Origin of the sequence: Phreatobacter sp. (genome assembly GCF_016793595.1) — a bacterium.
Taxonomy (GTDB): domain Bacteria; phylum Pseudomonadota; class Alphaproteobacteria; order Rhizobiales; family Phreatobacteraceae; genus Phreatobacter.
The window spans coordinates 85,257-101,483 of sequence record NZ_JAEULY010000009.1 but is presented as its reverse complement, the minus strand read 5'-3'; the positions used below and the strand labels follow the sequence as shown (position 1 = coordinate 101,483).

12 protein-coding genes are annotated in these 16,227 nt (G+C 66.7%); 10 read left to right on the top strand and 2 right to left on the bottom strand.

Annotated elements, in window-relative coordinates:
- Positions 1–86 precede the first annotated feature (86 nt).
- The 4 genes from JNK84_RS11425 (at position 87) to JNK84_RS11410 (ending at position 7,545) form a co-directional block, all read left to right on the top strand.
- Positions 87–2,537, top strand: coding sequence for a TRAP transporter permease (locus JNK84_RS11425; RefSeq protein ID WP_293424145.1), 2,451 nt, complete (start codon positions 87–89; stop codon positions 2,535–2,537).
- Positions 2,534–3,481, top strand: coding sequence for an acetamidase/formamidase family protein (locus tag JNK84_RS11420; protein WP_293424143.1), 948 nt, complete (start codon positions 2,534–2,536; stop codon positions 3,479–3,481). Before JNK84_RS11425 ends, JNK84_RS11420 begins: the two co-directional genes overlap by 4 nt.
- 267 nt (positions 3,482–3,748) lie before the next feature.
- Positions 3,749–5,899, top strand: coding sequence for a hydantoinase/oxoprolinase family protein (locus JNK84_RS11415; protein WP_293424141.1), 2,151 nt, complete (start codon positions 3,749–3,751; stop codon positions 5,897–5,899).
- Positions 5,900–5,904: 5 nt separating this feature from the next.
- The gene (locus tag JNK84_RS11410; RefSeq protein ID WP_293424139.1) at positions 5,905–7,545 is read left to right on the top strand and encodes a hydantoinase B/oxoprolinase family protein; all 1,641 of its coding nucleotides are present in this window, start codon (positions 5,905–5,907) and stop codon (positions 7,543–7,545) included.
- Positions 7,546–7,563: 18 nt separating this feature from the next.
- On the opposite strand, the gene JNK84_RS11405 is transcribed toward JNK84_RS11410, so the two are convergent.
- Complete coding sequence (locus JNK84_RS11405; protein ID WP_293424137.1) at positions 7,564–8,082, bottom strand: winged helix DNA-binding protein; 519 nt, start codon at positions 8,080–8,082, stop codon at positions 7,564–7,566.
- 320 nt (positions 8,083–8,402) lie between these two features.
- Here JNK84_RS11405 and JNK84_RS11400 point away from each other — a divergent pair, with 320 nt between their 5' ends.
- From JNK84_RS11400 to JNK84_RS11375, 6 genes are all read left to right on the top strand, one after another.
- Positions 8,403–9,395, top strand: coding sequence for a TRAP transporter substrate-binding protein (locus tag JNK84_RS11400; RefSeq protein WP_293424135.1), 993 nt, complete (start codon positions 8,403–8,405; stop codon positions 9,393–9,395).
- Between the two features lie 133 nt (positions 9,396–9,528).
- Complete coding sequence (locus tag JNK84_RS11395) at positions 9,529–10,062, top strand: TRAP transporter small permease (RefSeq protein ID WP_293424133.1); 534 nt, start codon at positions 9,529–9,531, stop codon at positions 10,060–10,062.
- Positions 10,063–10,065: 3 nt separating this feature from the next.
- The gene (locus JNK84_RS11390) at positions 10,066–11,397 is read left to right on the top strand and encodes a TRAP transporter large permease (RefSeq protein WP_293424130.1); all 1,332 of its coding nucleotides are present in this window, start codon (positions 10,066–10,068) and stop codon (positions 11,395–11,397) included.
- A 35-nt stretch (positions 11,398–11,432) separates the two neighbouring features.
- Positions 11,433–12,161: a 5-oxoprolinase subunit PxpB gene (pxpB, locus tag JNK84_RS11385; RefSeq protein ID WP_293424128.1), complete on the top strand. Its 729-nt coding sequence runs from the start codon at positions 11,433–11,435 to the stop codon at positions 12,159–12,161.
- Positions 12,158–13,192, top strand: coding sequence for a biotin-dependent carboxyltransferase family protein (locus JNK84_RS11380; protein WP_293424126.1), 1,035 nt, complete (start codon positions 12,158–12,160; stop codon positions 13,190–13,192). Before pxpB ends, JNK84_RS11380 begins: the two co-directional genes overlap by 4 nt.
- Before the next feature lie 10 nt (positions 13,193–13,202).
- A complete protein-coding gene (locus JNK84_RS11375) occupies positions 13,203–13,970 on the top strand; it encodes a LamB/YcsF family protein (RefSeq protein ID WP_293424124.1) in 768 nt (255 codons plus the stop codon).
- A 1-nt stretch (position 13,971) separates the two neighbouring features.
- On the opposite strand, the gene JNK84_RS11370 is transcribed toward JNK84_RS11375, so the two are convergent.
- On the bottom strand, positions 13,972–16,221 hold the full coding sequence (locus tag JNK84_RS11370; protein ID WP_293424122.1) for a hypothetical protein: 2,250 nt from the start codon (positions 16,219–16,221) through the stop codon (positions 13,972–13,974).
- Between the last annotated feature and the right edge of the window lie 6 nt (positions 16,222–16,227).

Below are 16,227 nucleotides of genomic sequence, written 5' to 3'. Positions count from 1 at the left end.
CGACAGCCGCTATGGTGCGCCGAGGGATACCGGGGACAAGGCGCTGGCAAGGCGCTGCCCCGCCCGTGCGGGGAGGCGAGGACGGCATGACGTCTGTTCAGGCGGAACAGCGGAACGGCGAGCGACAGCTCACCGCTGAAGAAATCGAGAAGCTGTCGTCCGATTCCGAAGGCGGGCCAGCCCGTCGTGTCGACGGCTGGCTCGGCTGGCTGACCAGTGCTGCCTGCCTCGCGATCGGTGGGTTCGCGCTCTACTGGACGCAGTTCGCGATCAACACGACGGTCTATCGCTCGACATTCCTCGCCGCCTGCCTGGCGCTGATCTTCATTCTCTACCCGCTGACGAAGCAGGGCGCCGATGGCTATCCGCAGACGCGCCGCGCGACGCCCGAGGAACTGGTCGCCTGCCTGCTGGCCGCCGCCGCCATCGCCTATCTGCTGCACCATCCGAACCCGATGTTCGCGATCTATGGCCGCTCCAGCGTCGCCTACGGGCTCGGCGTCCTGTTGGCTCTGTGCTTCCTCAGCTATCCGCTGCTGGTGTCCAATCGCTTCCTGGCGCGCCTTCAGCCGGTCGACTGGATTTTCGCCGCGGTGGCGCTCTACACCGCTGTCTATCTGTCGCTGAACATCGACGCCTACAAATCCCGAGCCATGCGTCCGGCGCCGGAGGAATTGGTCCTCGGCCTGGCGCTGATCCTGCTGGTGCTGGAGGCGACGCGCAGGGCGGTCGGCTGGATCCTGCCGGCCATCGCGCTCGTCTTCCTGGTCTATTGCTATGCCGGGTCCGGCTGGCTGATCCCGGATGTCTTCGAGCACCGTGGCTTCACGCTGAACCGCATTATCGGCCAGAATTTCCTGACCCTCGAGGGCATCTTCACCACGCCGCTCGACGTGGCCGCCACCTTCATCATCCTCTTCACCATCTATGGCGCGGTGCTGGATAGAGGCGGTGCCGGGCGCTTCTTCATCGAATGGGCCTTCGCGCTGTTCGGCAAGAACCCGTCACCGTCGGCGCCGGGGAGGGCGGTGGTCGCCTCCGGTTTTCTCTTGGGCACGGTGTCCGGCTCGGGCGTCGCGACGACGGTCACCGTCTCATCGCTCGCCTGGCCGATGCTGAAGCGGTCCGGCTACTCGCCCAACGTCGCCGGCGGCATGCTCTCGGCGGCCGGAATCGGCGCGACCTTGTCGCCGCCGACGCTGGGCGCGGCGGCCTTCATCATCGCCGAGTTCCTCGACGTCGACTACCTCCAGATCCTCATCTACGCGACGATCCCGACCATCCTCTACTACGTCTCGTGCTGGCTGATGACGGAGGCCGATTCCCGGCGCATGAACGTCTCCGCCGTGCGCACGTCCGACGCCTCGCTCTGGGAACTGACCAAGGCCGGCGGCTATCACTTCATCTCCCTCGGCGCGATCGCGATCTTCCTCGTGCTCGGCTTCACCAGCTTCATGGCGGTCTACTGGTCGATCGTCGTCGCCTTCGTGCTGTCGATGCTGCGGCCGGACAGCCAGCTGGTGACCCGGAGCGGCTTCCTGATCGGCTGCGGCGCGGCCCTTGCCGCGCATTTCTTCGGGCTGTCGGACATTCCGCGCACGCTCGGAATGCACGAATTGTTCGATGGGCGCCTGTCGGTCGCCAGCTTCTGGGGCATTGCAGCGGCCGTGACCGCTTCGGGCGCCCAGTCGCTGCTCGCGGCGCAAGCAGGGCGAGACCTGCCGGCCGGCGGCACGGCCATGATCGAAGCGCTGATCGACGGCACGCGTTCGACGCTCGCCATCGTCGCGGTCTGCGCCTGCGCCGGCGTCATCGTCTCAGTCGTGAACCTGACGGGGCTCGGCCTCACCATTTCCGGCATCATCATCGCCGCCGGCGGGTCGAACGTGTTCCTGATCCTGCTCATGGCGGCGATCGCCATGTGGATCCTCGGCCTCTCCGTGCCGGTGACGGCCAGCTACATCATTGCCGCAGTGATGCTCGTGCCGGCGCTCGTGAAGGTCGGCGTGCCGCCGGCCGCCGCGCATATGTTCATGTTCTACTATGCCGTGCTGGCCGACGTGTCACCGCCGACGGCGCTCGCGCCCTTCGCGGCCTCGGCCATTACCGGCGGCGAGCCGTTCCGCACCACGATGCAGGCGTGGAAGTACACGCTGCCGGCCTTCGTCGTGCCCTTCATGTTCTGCCTGACGCCCGATGGCGCGCAGTTGCTCATGCTCGTGCCGACCGGCACCAACGCCGCCGGCGCCATCACCTATGGCTTGCCGTCGGGTCTTCTGCCCTGGCTGTCGGTTCTGTGGGTGACGATCACCGCCTGTCTGGCGCTGGTCGGCCTCTGCATCATGTTCACGGGGCAGGCCCTCGAACAGGCCAACTGGACCGAGCGCGTCCTTTGCCTCATCGGCGGCAGCCTGCTTCTTGCCCCCAGCGCCTATGCCGATGCGGTGGGGCTGGCCTTCCTCGGCGCGGGCTTGGCGCTGCACTGGTTCCGGGTGAGAACGGCGAGAGCGACGCCGCCACTCCGGGACACGACATGAGCCACCGCCTCGACGCCTCCGCCGATACGGCCCACTGGGGCTATTTCGAGGCGGCGCTGCCGCCGCGCCTGACGATTGCCTCCGGCGACCGGGTGACGATCTCGACCGTTTCCGGCGGCACCGACGTCCTGCCGCCGGCCGACTGGGGCATCCCGGCAGCCCTGACGGCGATTCACCAACGCTTTGGCGGACCGGCGTTGCCCGGCCATATCTGCACCGGTCCCGTGGCGGTGGCGGGCGCGAAACCGGGGCAGGTGCTGCAAGTTGATATCGAGGCGATCGACCTGCACTACGACTGGGGCTACACCTTCGTGAAGCCGCTGTCAGGGGCCTTGCCCGATGATGTCAAGGCATTCCGGCTGTTCCACTCGCGCATCGATCGCATCCGCAAGGTCGCGACCATGCCCTGGGGTCACGAGATCGCGCTCGACCGGCCGTTCTTCGGTGTCATGGCTGTGGCACCGCCGGTCGAGTGGGGGCGCATCAACACGCTGCCGCCGCGCTGCAACGGCGGCAATCTCGACAACAAGGAACTGGTTGCCGGCACGACGCTCTATTTGCCGGTCTTCGTCGCCGGGGCGAATTTCTCGGTGGGCGATGCTCACGGCGCGCAGGGCGACGGCGAGGTCTGCATCACCGCCATCGAAACCGGGCTGATCGGCACGTTCCGGCTGACCGTGCGCGACGATATGAGCCTTGTCTGGCCAATGGCCGAAACGCCGACCCATGCCATCACCATGGCCTTCGACCCCGATCTGGACGCAGCGGTTCAGATTGCCCTGCGGTCGATGATCGATCTGGTCACGGTGCGGTCGGGCCTCGACCGTGACGAAGCCTTTGCGCTCCTGTCGCTGGTCGCCGACGTGCGCGTGACGCAGGTCGTCAACGGCAACAAGGGCATCCACGTGATGCTCGACAAGAAATGGTTGGCGAAGGTGCGCTGAACCGAGCGCGCCAAATGCAGTGCAGGTCGGCATTGTCGCGGCATCGCGGCCATTTCGACAACAAATCGTCGATGAATTGTTGACTTGCGCTCTGCGGCGCTGGAATGTCACCGCACATACCGCAGGCGGTCGTGAAACGGCGGCGTTTCATGCGACAGTCCTGCGATCTCGGCGGCGGGCTGCATGGTGCATCCGCGTGCCGGCCTCACGGATCGGACTGACCTCAGCATGGCCAAATCAGCAGCCAAGCCTTCGACGAAGGCAGCGTTGTCACCGAAGGCAAAGCCGCAGGCGAGATCGGGCGTCACCCGCCTTGCCACGGATATCGGCGGCACGTTCACCGACATCGTCCTGGAACAGGGCGACAGGCGCTTCACCACCAAGGTGCTGACCACGCCCCATGCGCCCGAGGAAGCGGTGGTCGACGGCACGCGCATCGTGCTGAAGGAGGCCGGCATCGGCTTCGCCGACCTCGACGTGTTCGTGCACGGCACGACGCTGGCGACCAACGCGGTGATCGAGCGCAAGGGCGCCAGGACCGCGCTGATCGCCACGGACGGTTTCCGCGACGTGATCGAGATCGCCGACGAGGGACGCTACGACCAGTACGACATCTTCATCGACAAGCCGCGCCAGCTCGTGCCACGCCAGCTGCGCTTCACCGTTCCCGAGCGCATCGACGTGATGGGCAAGGTCTGGGTCGATCTCGACGAGGCAGCTGTTGTCCGCCTCGCCAAGGAGCTGAGGAAGCTGAAGGTCGACGCGGTCGCGGTCGCCTTCATTCATTCCTATGCCAACGGCAAGCACGAGGAGCGCGTGCGCGACATTCTCGCGAAGGAAGCGCCGGAGATCGCGGTCACGCTGTCCTGCGAGGTCTGTCCGGAGATGCGCGAATACGAGCGCACCTCGACGGCGGTCGCCAATGCCTATGTGCAGCCGCTGATGGCCGGTTATCTCGGCCGCCTGAAGGCGCGTTTCGCCGCCGAGGGTTATGGCAAGCCCATCCACCTGATGACCTCGGGCGGATCGCTGGCGACGCTGGAGACGGCTGCGCGTTTCCCCATCCGTCTTGTGGAGTCGGGTCCGGCGGGAGGCGCGATCCTCGCGGCCCACATCGCTGCCGAGCGTGGCGAGGACAAGGTTCTGTCCTTCGACATGGGCGGCACCACCGCAAAGATCTGCCTCATCCACGATGCGACACCCTACAAGGCGCGCACCTTCGAGGTCGACCGGCAGTCGCGTTTCATGAAGGGCTCGGGCCTTCCGGTCCGCATCCCGGTCATTGAAATGGTCGAGATCGGCGCGGGTGGCGGTTCCATCGCGCGCGTCGATACGCTGAAGCGCATCACGGTCGGGCCGGACTCGGCCGCTTCCGTGCCGGGACCGGCCTGCTATGGCCGCGGCGGCGAACTGCCGACCGTCACCGACGCCGATGTCGCCATCGGCAAGATCGAGCCGGCCCGCTTTGCAGGCGGCGCGATCAAGCTCTACCCCGAGAAATCCGACGCGGCGCTGGATGCAAGCGTCGGCAAGCCCTTGTCGCTATCGACCTCCATGGCTGCCCACGGCGTCGCCGAGATCGTCGACGAGAATATGGCCAATGCCGCCCGCGTCCATTCGGTGGAGCGCGGCGTGGTCGTCTCCGATCACACCATGGTCGCCTTCGGCGGCGCGGCGCCGCTCCATGCCGCGCGCCTCGCCGAGAAGCTGGGCATCGGTCGCGTCGTCGTGCCGGCCGATGCCGGCGTCGGCTCGGCGGTCGGCTTCCTGCGCGCGCCGGCAGCCTATGAGCTTGTCCATTCCAGATTCATGCGGCTTGACCGCTTCGACCTGAAGGAGGCGAACCGCCTGCTGTCCGGCATGAGCGCGGAAGCGAGCGCGCTCGCCAAGGCTGCTGCCGGCAACCGGAAGCTGACCGAAACACGCACCGCCTTCATGCGCTACGCGGGGCAGGGGCACGAAATCGCCGTCGCGTTGCCGATCCGTGCGCTGACGGACAAGGACATGGCGAAGATGCGCGACAGCTTCGAGGCGGGCTATCGCCAGCTCTTCGCGCGCCACATTCCCGGCGCGGCCATCGAGATCCTTTCGTGGTCGCTGCTGGTGACGACCGATACCGCGCGGCCGCCAATGCTGGCGAAACCGAAATCGAAGGCGGGGCCGAAGCCGATCGGCACGCGGCCTGTCTTCGACGCGAAGGCAGGCAAGACCGTGAAGGTGCCGATGTATGACCGCCTCGCCATGGCGCCGGGCGCCCGCATTGCCGGCCCTGCGATCGTCGTGGAAGCCGGCACCTCCACCTTTGTCACGGCGACCTTCGATGCCGAGATCGACGGCGGGCTCGGTCTGGTGCTGACCGCCCGCAAGGCCGCCAAATCTGCCCCGAAGGCCAAACCTGCCTCGAAGAAGGGAAAGTGACCGTCATGAGCAAGCTTTCCGATATCGAACTGCAGGTCATGTGGAACCGCCTCATCGCGGTGGTCGAGGAACAGGCTCAGGTGCTGCTGCGCACGGCCTTCTCGCCCATCGTGCGCGAGGCCGGCGATCTCTCGGCGGGCGTCTTCGACCGCGAGGGCAACATGCTGGCGCAGGCCGTGACCGGCACGCCCGGCCACGTCAATTCCATGGCCGAGAGCGTCAGGCATTTCATCAAGGCCTTCCCGGTCGACACGATGAAGCCGGGCGACATCTACATCACCAACGATCCTTGGATGGGCACCGGTCACCTCAACGATTTCGTCCTGACGACGCCGGCCTTCCATCGCGGCAAGCTCGTCGGCCTGTTTTCCTGCACCAGCCATCTCATGGATATCGGCGGCATCGGCTTCGGGCCCGACGGCACCGATGTATTCATGGAGGGGCTCTATATCCCGCTCCTCAAGCTCGCCGACCGCGGCAAGCTGAACGAGACGCTGATGGCGATGATCCGCGCCAATACGCGCCTGCCCATCGACACCGAGGGTGACGTCTATTCGCTGGCCGCCTGCAACGATGTCGGCTGCGAACGCCTCTCCGAGATGATGGAGGAGTTTGGCCTGAAGGATCTCGATGTGCTGTCGAAGCACATCATGTCCCGCTCGAAAGCCGCCGTGCTGGAAGCCGTAGCCGCGCTGCCGCAGGGCAAGTGGTCGAATACCATGACGGTCGATGGCTACGACGAGCCGGTCACGCTGTCCTGCACGGTGGAGGTCACCAAGAAGGGAATCCACGTCGACTTCACCGGCACCGGCCCGGCATCGAAGCGCGGCATCAATGTGCCGCTCGCCTATACCACCGCCTACACCGTGTTCGGTCTTGCCTGCATCGTCGGCAAGGACATCCCCAACAATGCGGGGTCGCTGGCGCCTCTAACGGTCTCCGCGCCCGAGGACTCCATCGTCAATGCGCTGAAACCCAAGCCGGTCGCCTCGCGTCACATCATCGGCCAGATGCTGCCCGATGTGGTGTTCGGCGCGCTGCGGCAGGCCATTCCCGAACGCGTTCCGGCCGAAGGCACCTCCTGCCTGTGGAATCTCAATGTGCGCGGCCAGACCGAGGATGCCGGGCTCGGCAATTACGGGTTCACCATGGCCGTGACCTCCAATGGCGGCACCGGCGCGCGGCCGATGAAGGACGGCCTTTCGGCCACCGCCTATCCCTCGGGCGTGAAGGGAACGCCCGTGGAGATCGCAGAGTCGATCACGCCGTTGATCTTCTGGCGCAAGGAGTTTCGCGAGGATTCCGGCGGCGCCGGTCGCATGCGCGGCGGCCTCGGCCAGGTGATCGAGGTCGGCAGCCGCATCGGCAAGCCGTTCGACCTGCTGGCCGCCTATGACCGTATCGACCATCCCCCGCGCGGGCGCGACGGGGGCAAGGACGGCGCGGCCGGCGCTGTCGCGTTGAAGTCCGGCAAGAAGCTGAAGGGCAAGGGGTTCCAGCTCATCCCGCCGGATGACCGGCTGGTGGTCATGACGCCGGGCGGCGCAGGTATCGGCGATCCCGCCAAGCGTGATCGCGCGGCGCTGGAGCGCGATGTCGCGGAAGGACTGGTTTCGTCGAAAGGCGCCAGGGCCTACGGCGGCTGAGGATTGACGCGGCGGGCCTCAGAGGCTCGCCGCCGCCCGGGCCGCCTGATCATAGAGTCCGGACAGGACGCGCATCTCGGTGGCGATCCGGCTGAGGATGTGAGCTTCCGTGCCGAAAGCCTTGACGCCCTGGATCAGCAGGGCCTCGCGCACCTCGTGGTAGCGCGTCACGGCGTCGGCGCCCTTCCTGGTGACGGAAACGGCCTTTTCCTTGCCTATCTTCTCGCCCTTCACCAGCCCCGCTTTCTCGAGCTTTTTCACGGCGTAAGTCACGAGATGCATGTCCTCGACATTGAGGACCAGCGCGATGTCGGCCAGCCGCTTTGGCCGAGCCCGATGATAGACCGTGTGCAGGATCATGTTCTCGAGCGCCGAAAGCCCCGGTGCGCCGGCCGCGGCCGCGCATCGCACCGTCCAGCGGTGGAAGGCATGGCTGACCATGATCATGCCGAACTCGAACTCGGACAGCGCCGGCATTTCACCCGCGGCGAGATGGGCTGACGAGACAATGGGGCCGAGGCTGGGGGGCGGGGCCATCTTGACGTCTCCGGTTCTGTCCATAACGCGGTCGAATAGAATGGATCGACATCTCGTCAAAATCAAATGCATAAAACGGCAATAAAACATCAACGTTATGTTGACAACGGAACAGGGCGGGCGGATTGTTCAGGTGAGCGTCGACGGTGTTGGCGGCAGTTCCTGAACGGCCGGGCTGGTGCGTTGCAGCGTACCGGGTAATGCGGCGCAGGGCCTTGTCACCGGGCTCGAACGGCGATCCAATCATAGCCAAGGGCACAAGCCTTGCCGGCCGACAGCGACCGGGCATTCCAGAGACGGGAACTGCAGGAGATTTCCCAATGATCGATCGCCGCAAATTCGTCGCCGGCGCAGCCGGCACGGCAGTTCTGGCAGCGCCGCTCGTCGCGCGCGCCCAGACCGCCTGGGACATGCCGGTCCCCTACACGGACGGCACCTATCACACCCAGAATGTCCGCTGGTGGGTCGACGAGATCGCCAAGGCCACCAACAATGGCATCAAGATCCAGGTTCACTCCAATAATTCGCTGATCCGCCTGCCGGAAATCCTCCGGGCTGTCGGCAGCGGACAGGTTGCCGCCGGCGAGATCCTGATCAGCCAGTTTGGCAATGAAGACCCGATCTACGAACTCGATTCGATCCCGTTTCTCGCGCAGGGCTTCGATCAGGGCCAGGCGCTCTACGCGGCATCCAAGGCCGCGCTCGAAGCCGCCTGCCAGCGCCGCGGCATCCGCGTGCTCTACTGCGTGGCGTGGCCGAGCCAGGCCTTCTATTCCAAGACCCCGATCAACTCGGCCGCCGACATGCGCGGCATGAAGTTCCGCACGGTGTCGCCGATCACCTCGCGCATGGCCGAGCTTCTCGGCGCGGTGCCGACCCTGGTGCAGGCATCGGAAGTGCCGCAGGCCTTCGCCACCAATATCGTCACCGGCATGATCACCTCCGGTGCGACGGGCGTGCAGTCGCGTGCTTGGGAGTTTTCGAGCCAGTTCATCAACCTGCGCGCCTCGATGCCGAAGAACGCCGTGCTGGTGAACGAGCGGGCCTGGCAGCGCCTGCCCGAGGCCGTTCGCAAGGCCATGACGGAAGTGTCCGCCAAGGCCGAGGAGCGTGGCTGGAAGATGGCCGGCGAGGTCGAGACCAATTCGATCGCGGAACTGCGCAAGAACGGCATGACCATCGTCGATCCGTCGCCGCAGCTGCTGGGTGAGGTGAAGGCTGTCGGCGCGAAGCTGACCGAAGAATGGGTGGCGAAGGCTGGCGATGTCGGCCGCAACGTCATCGCCGACTACCGCAAGCGCATCGGCGCCTGATCGCCGCGCGCGTCCGGGCCGGCTTCCAGGCCGGTCCGGCGGGCGTCGCAGTGGCATTCCACCGCATTCTCACTCAGCCTGAAGCCGCCGCCGACACTGTCCGCGACGCGCGTCGATGGACCATAGGCCGGTCATGCGAAAATCACTCGATTTCCTTTACACCGGGGCCGCGTGGCTGGGGGCCGCCTGCGTGCTCGCCATTTGTCTTTTGATGATGGCGCAAGCCGCGCTGCGGCCGGTGGGCGTCATGGTGCGCGGCGCCGACGACATCACCGCCTGGATCTGCGCCGGCGCCGCCTTCCTGCCGCTGGCGGCGACCTTCAAGCGCGGCGAACTCGTCCGCATGGGCATTTTCATCGACCGCTTTTCGGACAGCACCGCGCGCTGGATCGAGTTCGTCGCGCTCGCCATGTGCTCGGCTTTCGCGCTCTTCCTGACCTACGCGCTCGGCAACATGGTCTACGAGAGCTACGTCTTCAACGATCGTGGGCAGGGTCTGCTGCCGCTGCCGCTCTGGATACCTCAGGCGCCGGTCGCACTCGGAGCGGCCGTGCTCGCCGTGGCGCTCGTCGATGAACTGGTTCGCGTCGCCGGCGGCCTCGTTCCGACCTATGTCAGCCAGGTCCGCGATCGCCACGCGGCCGGCGACTATTCCGGCGAGGTCTGAGCCATGTCGACACTCGCCATCGGCGGCGTTCTGCTCGTCGTCATGTTCGTGGTCCTGACGCTCGGCGCCTGGATCGGCTTCGGCCTTGCCATTACCGGCTGGGTCGGCATGGCCTTCTTCACCAATTCCTCGCCGACGCTCAACCTTGCGACGGCCGTCTGGCAATCGGTCGCGTCCTGGGAGCTGGCGGCCCTGCCGCTCTTCGTCTGGATGGGCGAGATCCTGTTCCGAACCAACCTCGCCAACCAGATGTTCATCGGGCTCGCGCCCTGGCTGCGCCGCCTGCCGGGGCGGTTGCTGCACGTCAATGTGCTCGCCTGCGGCATATTCGGCTCGGTATCCGGTTCCTCCGCCGCGACCGCGGTGACCATCGGCAAGATGACCGTCCCGGAACTGAAGCGGCGCGGCTATCCCGACAACATGTCGCTGGGCTCTCTGGCGGGGTCCGGCACGCTCGGCATCCTCATCCCGCCCTCGATCATCATGGTCGTCTACGCGGTCGCCGCCGAGGTGTCGATCATCCAGATCTTCCTCGCCGGCTTTCTGCCCGGGCTGCTCGTGATGGTGCTGTTTTCCGGCTACATCATCGTCTGGGCGCTGCTCAATCCCGACAAGGTGCCGCCCGACGACATCGGCTCGACGACGTTGCGGCAGAAGCTGCATGCCTCGCGCGAACTGATCCCCTGCATGCTGCTGATCCTCATGGTCATCTGGGTGATCGTCGCCGGCTGGGCGACGGCGACAGAGGCCGCGGCCTTCGGCGCCGTCGGCTCGCTGGCGCTGGCCTGGTGGGGCCGCTCGCTCACCTGGGAGAACTTCCGCGAGAGCCTTCTCGGCGCGACGCGTCTCTCGGCGATGATCATGTTCATCCTCGCGGGCGCGGCCTATCTGACGCTTGCCATGGGCTTCACCGGCATTCCGCGGGCGCTCGCCGAATACGTGGCCTGGCTGAACCCGTCGAAGTTCCAGCTCATCGCCGTGCTGACGATCATGTACATTCTGCTCGGCACGGCGCTGGACGGCGTGTCGATGATCGTGCTGACGACGACCATCGTTCTGCCGATGATCCAGAAGGTCGGCATCGATCCCATCTGGTTCGGCATCTTCATCGTTCTGCTGGTCGAGATCGCGGAGGTGACGCCGCCCGTCGGCTTCGTGCTCTTCGTGCTGCAATCGATGAGCGGCCGCGACAGCTGGTTCGTCGCCTATGCCTCGCTGCCCTTCTTCCTGATGCTCGTCGTCGCGATCGCGGTCATCACCATCTTCCCCGAGATCGTGACGGTGCTGCCGCGCATGTTCGTGGAGGCGACACAGGCAGGAGGACCGCCGCGATAGGCGGCGGCAGGGATCCGGTTCAGGGAGTGAATGGTATGGGCCTCGCCGTCCGGCCGCGCTTTCTCGCCTGCGGCGACAGCGCCGTGACGATCGAGTTCGGCACCGAGATCGACGACGGGATCAATGCCCTGTGCCTTGCTTTCGACGAGGCATTGTCGGCAGCGGCCTTTCCCGGCGTGGTTGAAAGTCTGCCGACCTATCGTTCGGTCTTCGTGCAGGTCGATCCGCTGGTGATCGACATGCACGCCTTCGAGACGCGGGTTCTGGAGTTGCTGGATGGTCTGACGACGGAGACGGGGGCCGCGAAGCGCTGGCGCATTCCCGTCGTCTATGGCGGCGCGTTCGGCATCGATCTGGATGATGTCGCAGCCGCCCACGGCATCACTCCCAACGAGGTGATCCGCCGTCATTCGGAGCGGGTCTACCGGGTGGCCATGCTCGGCTTCCTGCCGGGTTTCTGCTACCTGTCGGGGGCCGATCAGTCGATTGCGCTGCCAAGGCGTATCGATCCGCGACTGAAGACGCCGGCTGGCACCGTCTCCATCGGCGGTGTGCAGGCGCTATTCGCTTCTGTCGAGGCGCCGTCCGGCTGGCACCTCCTCGGCCGCACGCCCGTCCGCAACTTCATGCCGGACCGTGATCCCGTCTTCCTCGTCGGGGCCGGCGAAGAGGTCGTATTCCAGCCCGTCGATGCATCCCGCTGGGACGCGCTCGATGCCGCCGCCGCCGCCGGCGATCCGGTCGCCGAACTGATCGCACCATGACAGCGCTCAGGGTCAGGGATTGCGGTGCGGGAACCTCCGTTCAGGATGGAGGGCGCTTCGGCTATCGCCGCTATGGCGTCGGATCGGCGGGGGCGGTGGACCGGATCGCGCTCGCGGTCGCCAACATGCTCGTCGGCAACGAACCCGGCACCGGCGCGATCGAGTTCACAGTCATGGGCGGTTCGTTTGTCGTCGAAGGCGGCCCGATACGCGTTGCACTCGCTGGCGCGGTCGCCGACCTCAGGATCGATGGCGAGGCCGTGCGGCCACTCACCTCGGCAACGGCCGAGCCGGGCCAGACGATCACCATCGGCCCCGCCAAGGCCGGCACATTCATGGTGCTGGCGGTGTCGGGCGGTTTCGACCTGCCGAAGGATCTGGGTAGCCAGTCGTTCCACCTGCGCGCGGGGCTCGGCGGAGTCGATCGCCAGCCCGTGAAGGCGGGCCAGACGCTCGTGGTGAAGGGCGCGCCGATGGGGCCGGACCTCACCGCGACCGTCGCACCGCGCGTCCATGCCGGCCCGTTCCGGGTGGTTCTCGGTCCGCAGGACGACTATTTCACGACCGCCGGCATCGAGACGCTGATCAGCCAGCCCTATGTGATCTCACCGCAGGCCGACCGGATGGGCTATCGGCTCACCGGCTCCACCATCGAGCACGCCAAGGGCTTCAACATCGTCTCGGACGGCATTCCGACCGGCGCCATCCAGGTGCCGGGCTCGGGCGAGCCCATCGTGCTGCTGGCCGATGCCGGCACGACCGGCGGCTATCCGAAGATCGCGACCATGATCTCGGCGGACCTGCCGCGCTTCGTGCAGAACCGGCCGGGCAGCGAGGTCCGGTTTGAGGTCGTCACGCAGGCGGAAGCCATTGCGGCCGCGCGGGAGCAGGCGGCCATGCTCGACGCCGTCCGCGACGGGCTTAAGCCGGTCGGGCCCGCCTTCGATCCGGAGGCGCTGCTCGCCGCCAATCTCGTCGATGGCTGGGTCGATGCTCACGGGCGGTTCGACCTTGCGACCGGCGACACCTGAGGAGAGGGCCATGGCCAGCGTCGATCTGAATGCCGACATGGGCGAGGGCTTCGGCCCGTGGAAGATGGGCGACGACGAGGCGATGTTGTCCATCGTCTCGTCCGCCAACATTGCCTGCGGCTGGCATGCGGGCGATCCGATCATCATGCACCGCACGGCCGAGATCGCGAAGGCGAAGGGCGTCGCCATCGGCGCGCATCCCGGTTTCGGCGACCTCTGGGGCTTCGGCCGCCGCACCATCCGCGGCGAGACCATGGCCGACCTCGAAAAGCAGGTGGCCTACCAGATCGGCGCCATGCAGGCCTGCGCGGCGCTTGCTGGTCACAAGGTCACGCATGTGAAGGCACATGGGGCGCTCGGCAACATGAGCAATGACGACGAGGACATCGCCCTCGCCATCGGCCGGGCGATCAAGGGGGTCGATCCCTCGCTGGTCTTCGTGGTCATGCCGACCCTGCCAACCGAACGCGTCGGCGAGAAGCTCGGCCTGCCCATGGCGCGCGAGGTTTTCGCCGACCGCACCTATGACGACAGCGGCAATCTGACGAGCCGCAAGAAAGAGGGCTCGATCATCCACGACGCCGCCTTTGCGGCCGAGCGGGTGCTGCGCATGGTGCAGGACCAGGAGGTGACGACGGTGACCGGCAGGAAGCTCAAGGTCGCCATCGATACGATCTGCGTCCACGGCGACAACCCCGCAGCCATCGCCATGGCGCGAAAGGTACGCGAGACGCTGGAAGCGGCGGGCGTTGCGATCCGGCCCTTCCGGACAGCCTGATCTAGCGCCGGGACAACTGGGCCAGCGCGCTGCGTACGGGCTCGAAGGCGAAGCGCACAGTCGCACGGCCAGCCGGCACCTCGACGGCGCGCACGAGGCCATAGGCGCGCCGGACGGGCACCTCCGCGCCGCTGATGCGCGCGCGCCACCAGGGGTGCCAGGCATCGGCCAGAACCAGTGTGCCGCCATCGGTGGTCTCGGTTTCGACGACGATCTCGGTATTGCCGTAAGCCGCGATGCGCGCGGTGCCACCGCTCCGGCGCGGCAAAGCCGGACCTTCGATCAAGACGGTTTCGCGCGGGTCCAGTCCGGCGGGAAAGCCGGCGGTGGCGAGATCGGGTGGCGTCGGCGCCGTTGCCGGCGTGACCCAGACGCGGGGCAGGGCGCGTGCGTTCTCGTAGATGTAGGCATCCGGCGTCCGCGCGACGAGCAGGAAGGCATCCGAAGCAAGGGTCTTGTCGACCTCGTTGATCGGCACGCCGGACACGATGAAGCGCAGCCCGAGAATGTCGGCGAGCGGCGACCGATATGACGGAAATGCCGGCGGAAACCGGCGCTGGCCGGGCAGAGCGGCGATGTCTTCGGCGCCGACGAGATTGGCGTAGGCGGCCGAGCGCACCGGATTGAAGCCCAAAGTGTCCTCGAAACCGTGGGACAGCGCGGCGTTCTGCCAGGGGTAGCCGAGCCCGATCAGCTCGACCCGGTCGCGGCGATCGCCGTCGCGGATCATGCGGGATTTCAGCAGCGCCACGGTCGGATCGGCGGTTGCGGGCTGCAACACGTCATAGACCTGCGGCGGCAGGGCCGTGGACTCACTCGGCGCATTGGTGATCGCAAGGTCCTGCACAAGCACCGCGACGAGCGCGAGCGGCAGCAGGCCCGGCTTGATGAAACGGGCGGCGGTCAGGATAGCGAGCGAGAGAACCAGCGTGACGATGCCGATCAGCAGCGAGACCCAGGCGGTCATCGGCGCCTGCTTCCACAGGATCAGCATCATCGCGAGGATGACGAGCAGAAAGGCGATGCCGGTCTCGACGATCCAGCGGGTCGCCAGCCTGCCGGTCAGCAGCAGGTGCGCGCCGTAGCCGGCGAGGATCGCCGCGAGGCCCCCAATGACGAAGACCGCATCCGCCGGCCGGCGGAACAGATCGATGCCCGGCACGTGCCAGAACAGCGGGAGCGCGGGCGTGTACCAGCCGAGGGCATACAACAGCATCAGGACCAGCGCCGCGGTCACGAACCGGATCTCGGAGCGGAACGCCGCGCCGGAACAGATGGTCGCGAGGATCAGGAAGAAGGGGATGGCGCCCGAATAGAGCACGCCCATATTGCGGGCGAGGAACAGGCCGGTATCGCCCCATGTCGGGCTCGGCGGCCCCCAATGGTTCGCCAGCATGCCCGCCGCGCCATAGAGATTGCCGATGGCCAGAGTCAAGAGGTGGGCCGGGTGGAGCGAGCCGCGACCAGCTCCTTCGAGATCGATCACCACGCGGTTGGATTCAGAGCCCCAAAGCGCCGACATCAGAACGGGAAGGGCAGCGACCAGGAGGCAGGTGATCGCCGCGACCGTCAGCGGCAGCAGGCTCGCCCGCAGAGCCGCGCCGCGATCTTGCGCACGCAGCCAATGGTCGAGCACGACGCCCGCGAGCAGATAGGCCGACAGCATGGCCACCTGATCGCGCCCGAGCAGCAGCGCGCCAGCCGCAAGTCCCGCGAGAACGCCGTGAACGAGCGAGGTGCGGTTCAGGGCGCGCGACAGCAGCCACCACGAGATCGCCCACCAACAAAGCGAGAAGACCTGCGACAGGTGCTGCAGGCGCCACGACGCCGCCGCGCCGAAGGCGAACGCGATCGCCGCGACGAGCGCGCCGCCCCAATGCCAGCCGCGATCGCGGAACAGCATGATGACCGCAGCGCCGCCGGCGAGAAGCATCAGGAACACCGCCCAGTCCATCGCGAGCAGGGACGGCGAGGGGCGCAGCAGCGCGAGCAGGAGCAGCGGAACCGAGAACAGCACGGATTGCGGGTCGGCGATCTCCGGCGAGCCCGCGAAGATGTTGGGCGTCCATGCGGCGTTTTCCCCGCCATGGAAGGCGGCGGACGCGAAGACGAGATGCGGATACCAGTGCGCCTTGCCGTCCCAAGGGATCGTCACGCTGCCGATCAGCCAGGGACCGGCCAGCACGAACCACGCAAGGCCGAACAGCCCGAGCGCGATCGTCAGGGAAAAGGGCGGGCGATCCTCGGGCATGCGCTC

Coding starts and splice junctions, on each gene's coding strand:
- JNK84_RS11425 (WP_293424145.1), top strand. CDS start 87: ATGACGTCTGTTCAGGCGGAACAGCGGAACGGCGAGCGACAGCTCACC.
- JNK84_RS11420 (WP_293424143.1), top strand. CDS start 2,534: ATGAGCCACCGCCTCGACGCCTCCGCCGATACGGCCCACTGGGGCTAT.
- JNK84_RS11410 (WP_293424139.1), top strand. CDS start 5,905: ATGAGCAAGCTTTCCGATATCGAACTGCAGGTCATGTGGAACCGCCTC.
- JNK84_RS11405 (WP_293424137.1), bottom strand. CDS start 8,082: ATGGCCCCGCCCCCCAGCCTCGGCCCCATTGTCTCGTCAGCCCATCTC.
- JNK84_RS11400 (WP_293424135.1), top strand. CDS start 8,403: ATGATCGATCGCCGCAAATTCGTCGCCGGCGCAGCCGGCACGGCAGTT.
- JNK84_RS11395 (WP_293424133.1), top strand. CDS start 9,529: ATGCGAAAATCACTCGATTTCCTTTACACCGGGGCCGCGTGGCTGGGG.
- JNK84_RS11390 (WP_293424130.1), top strand. CDS start 10,066: ATGTCGACACTCGCCATCGGCGGCGTTCTGCTCGTCGTCATGTTCGTG.
- pxpB (WP_293424128.1), top strand. CDS start 11,433: ATGGGCCTCGCCGTCCGGCCGCGCTTTCTCGCCTGCGGCGACAGCGCC.
- JNK84_RS11380 (WP_293424126.1), top strand. CDS start 12,158: ATGACAGCGCTCAGGGTCAGGGATTGCGGTGCGGGAACCTCCGTTCAG.
- JNK84_RS11375 (WP_293424124.1), top strand. CDS start 13,203: ATGGCCAGCGTCGATCTGAATGCCGACATGGGCGAGGGCTTCGGCCCG.
- JNK84_RS11370 (WP_293424122.1), bottom strand. CDS start 16,221: ATGCCCGAGGATCGCCCGCCCTTTTCCCTGACGATCGCGCTCGGGCTG.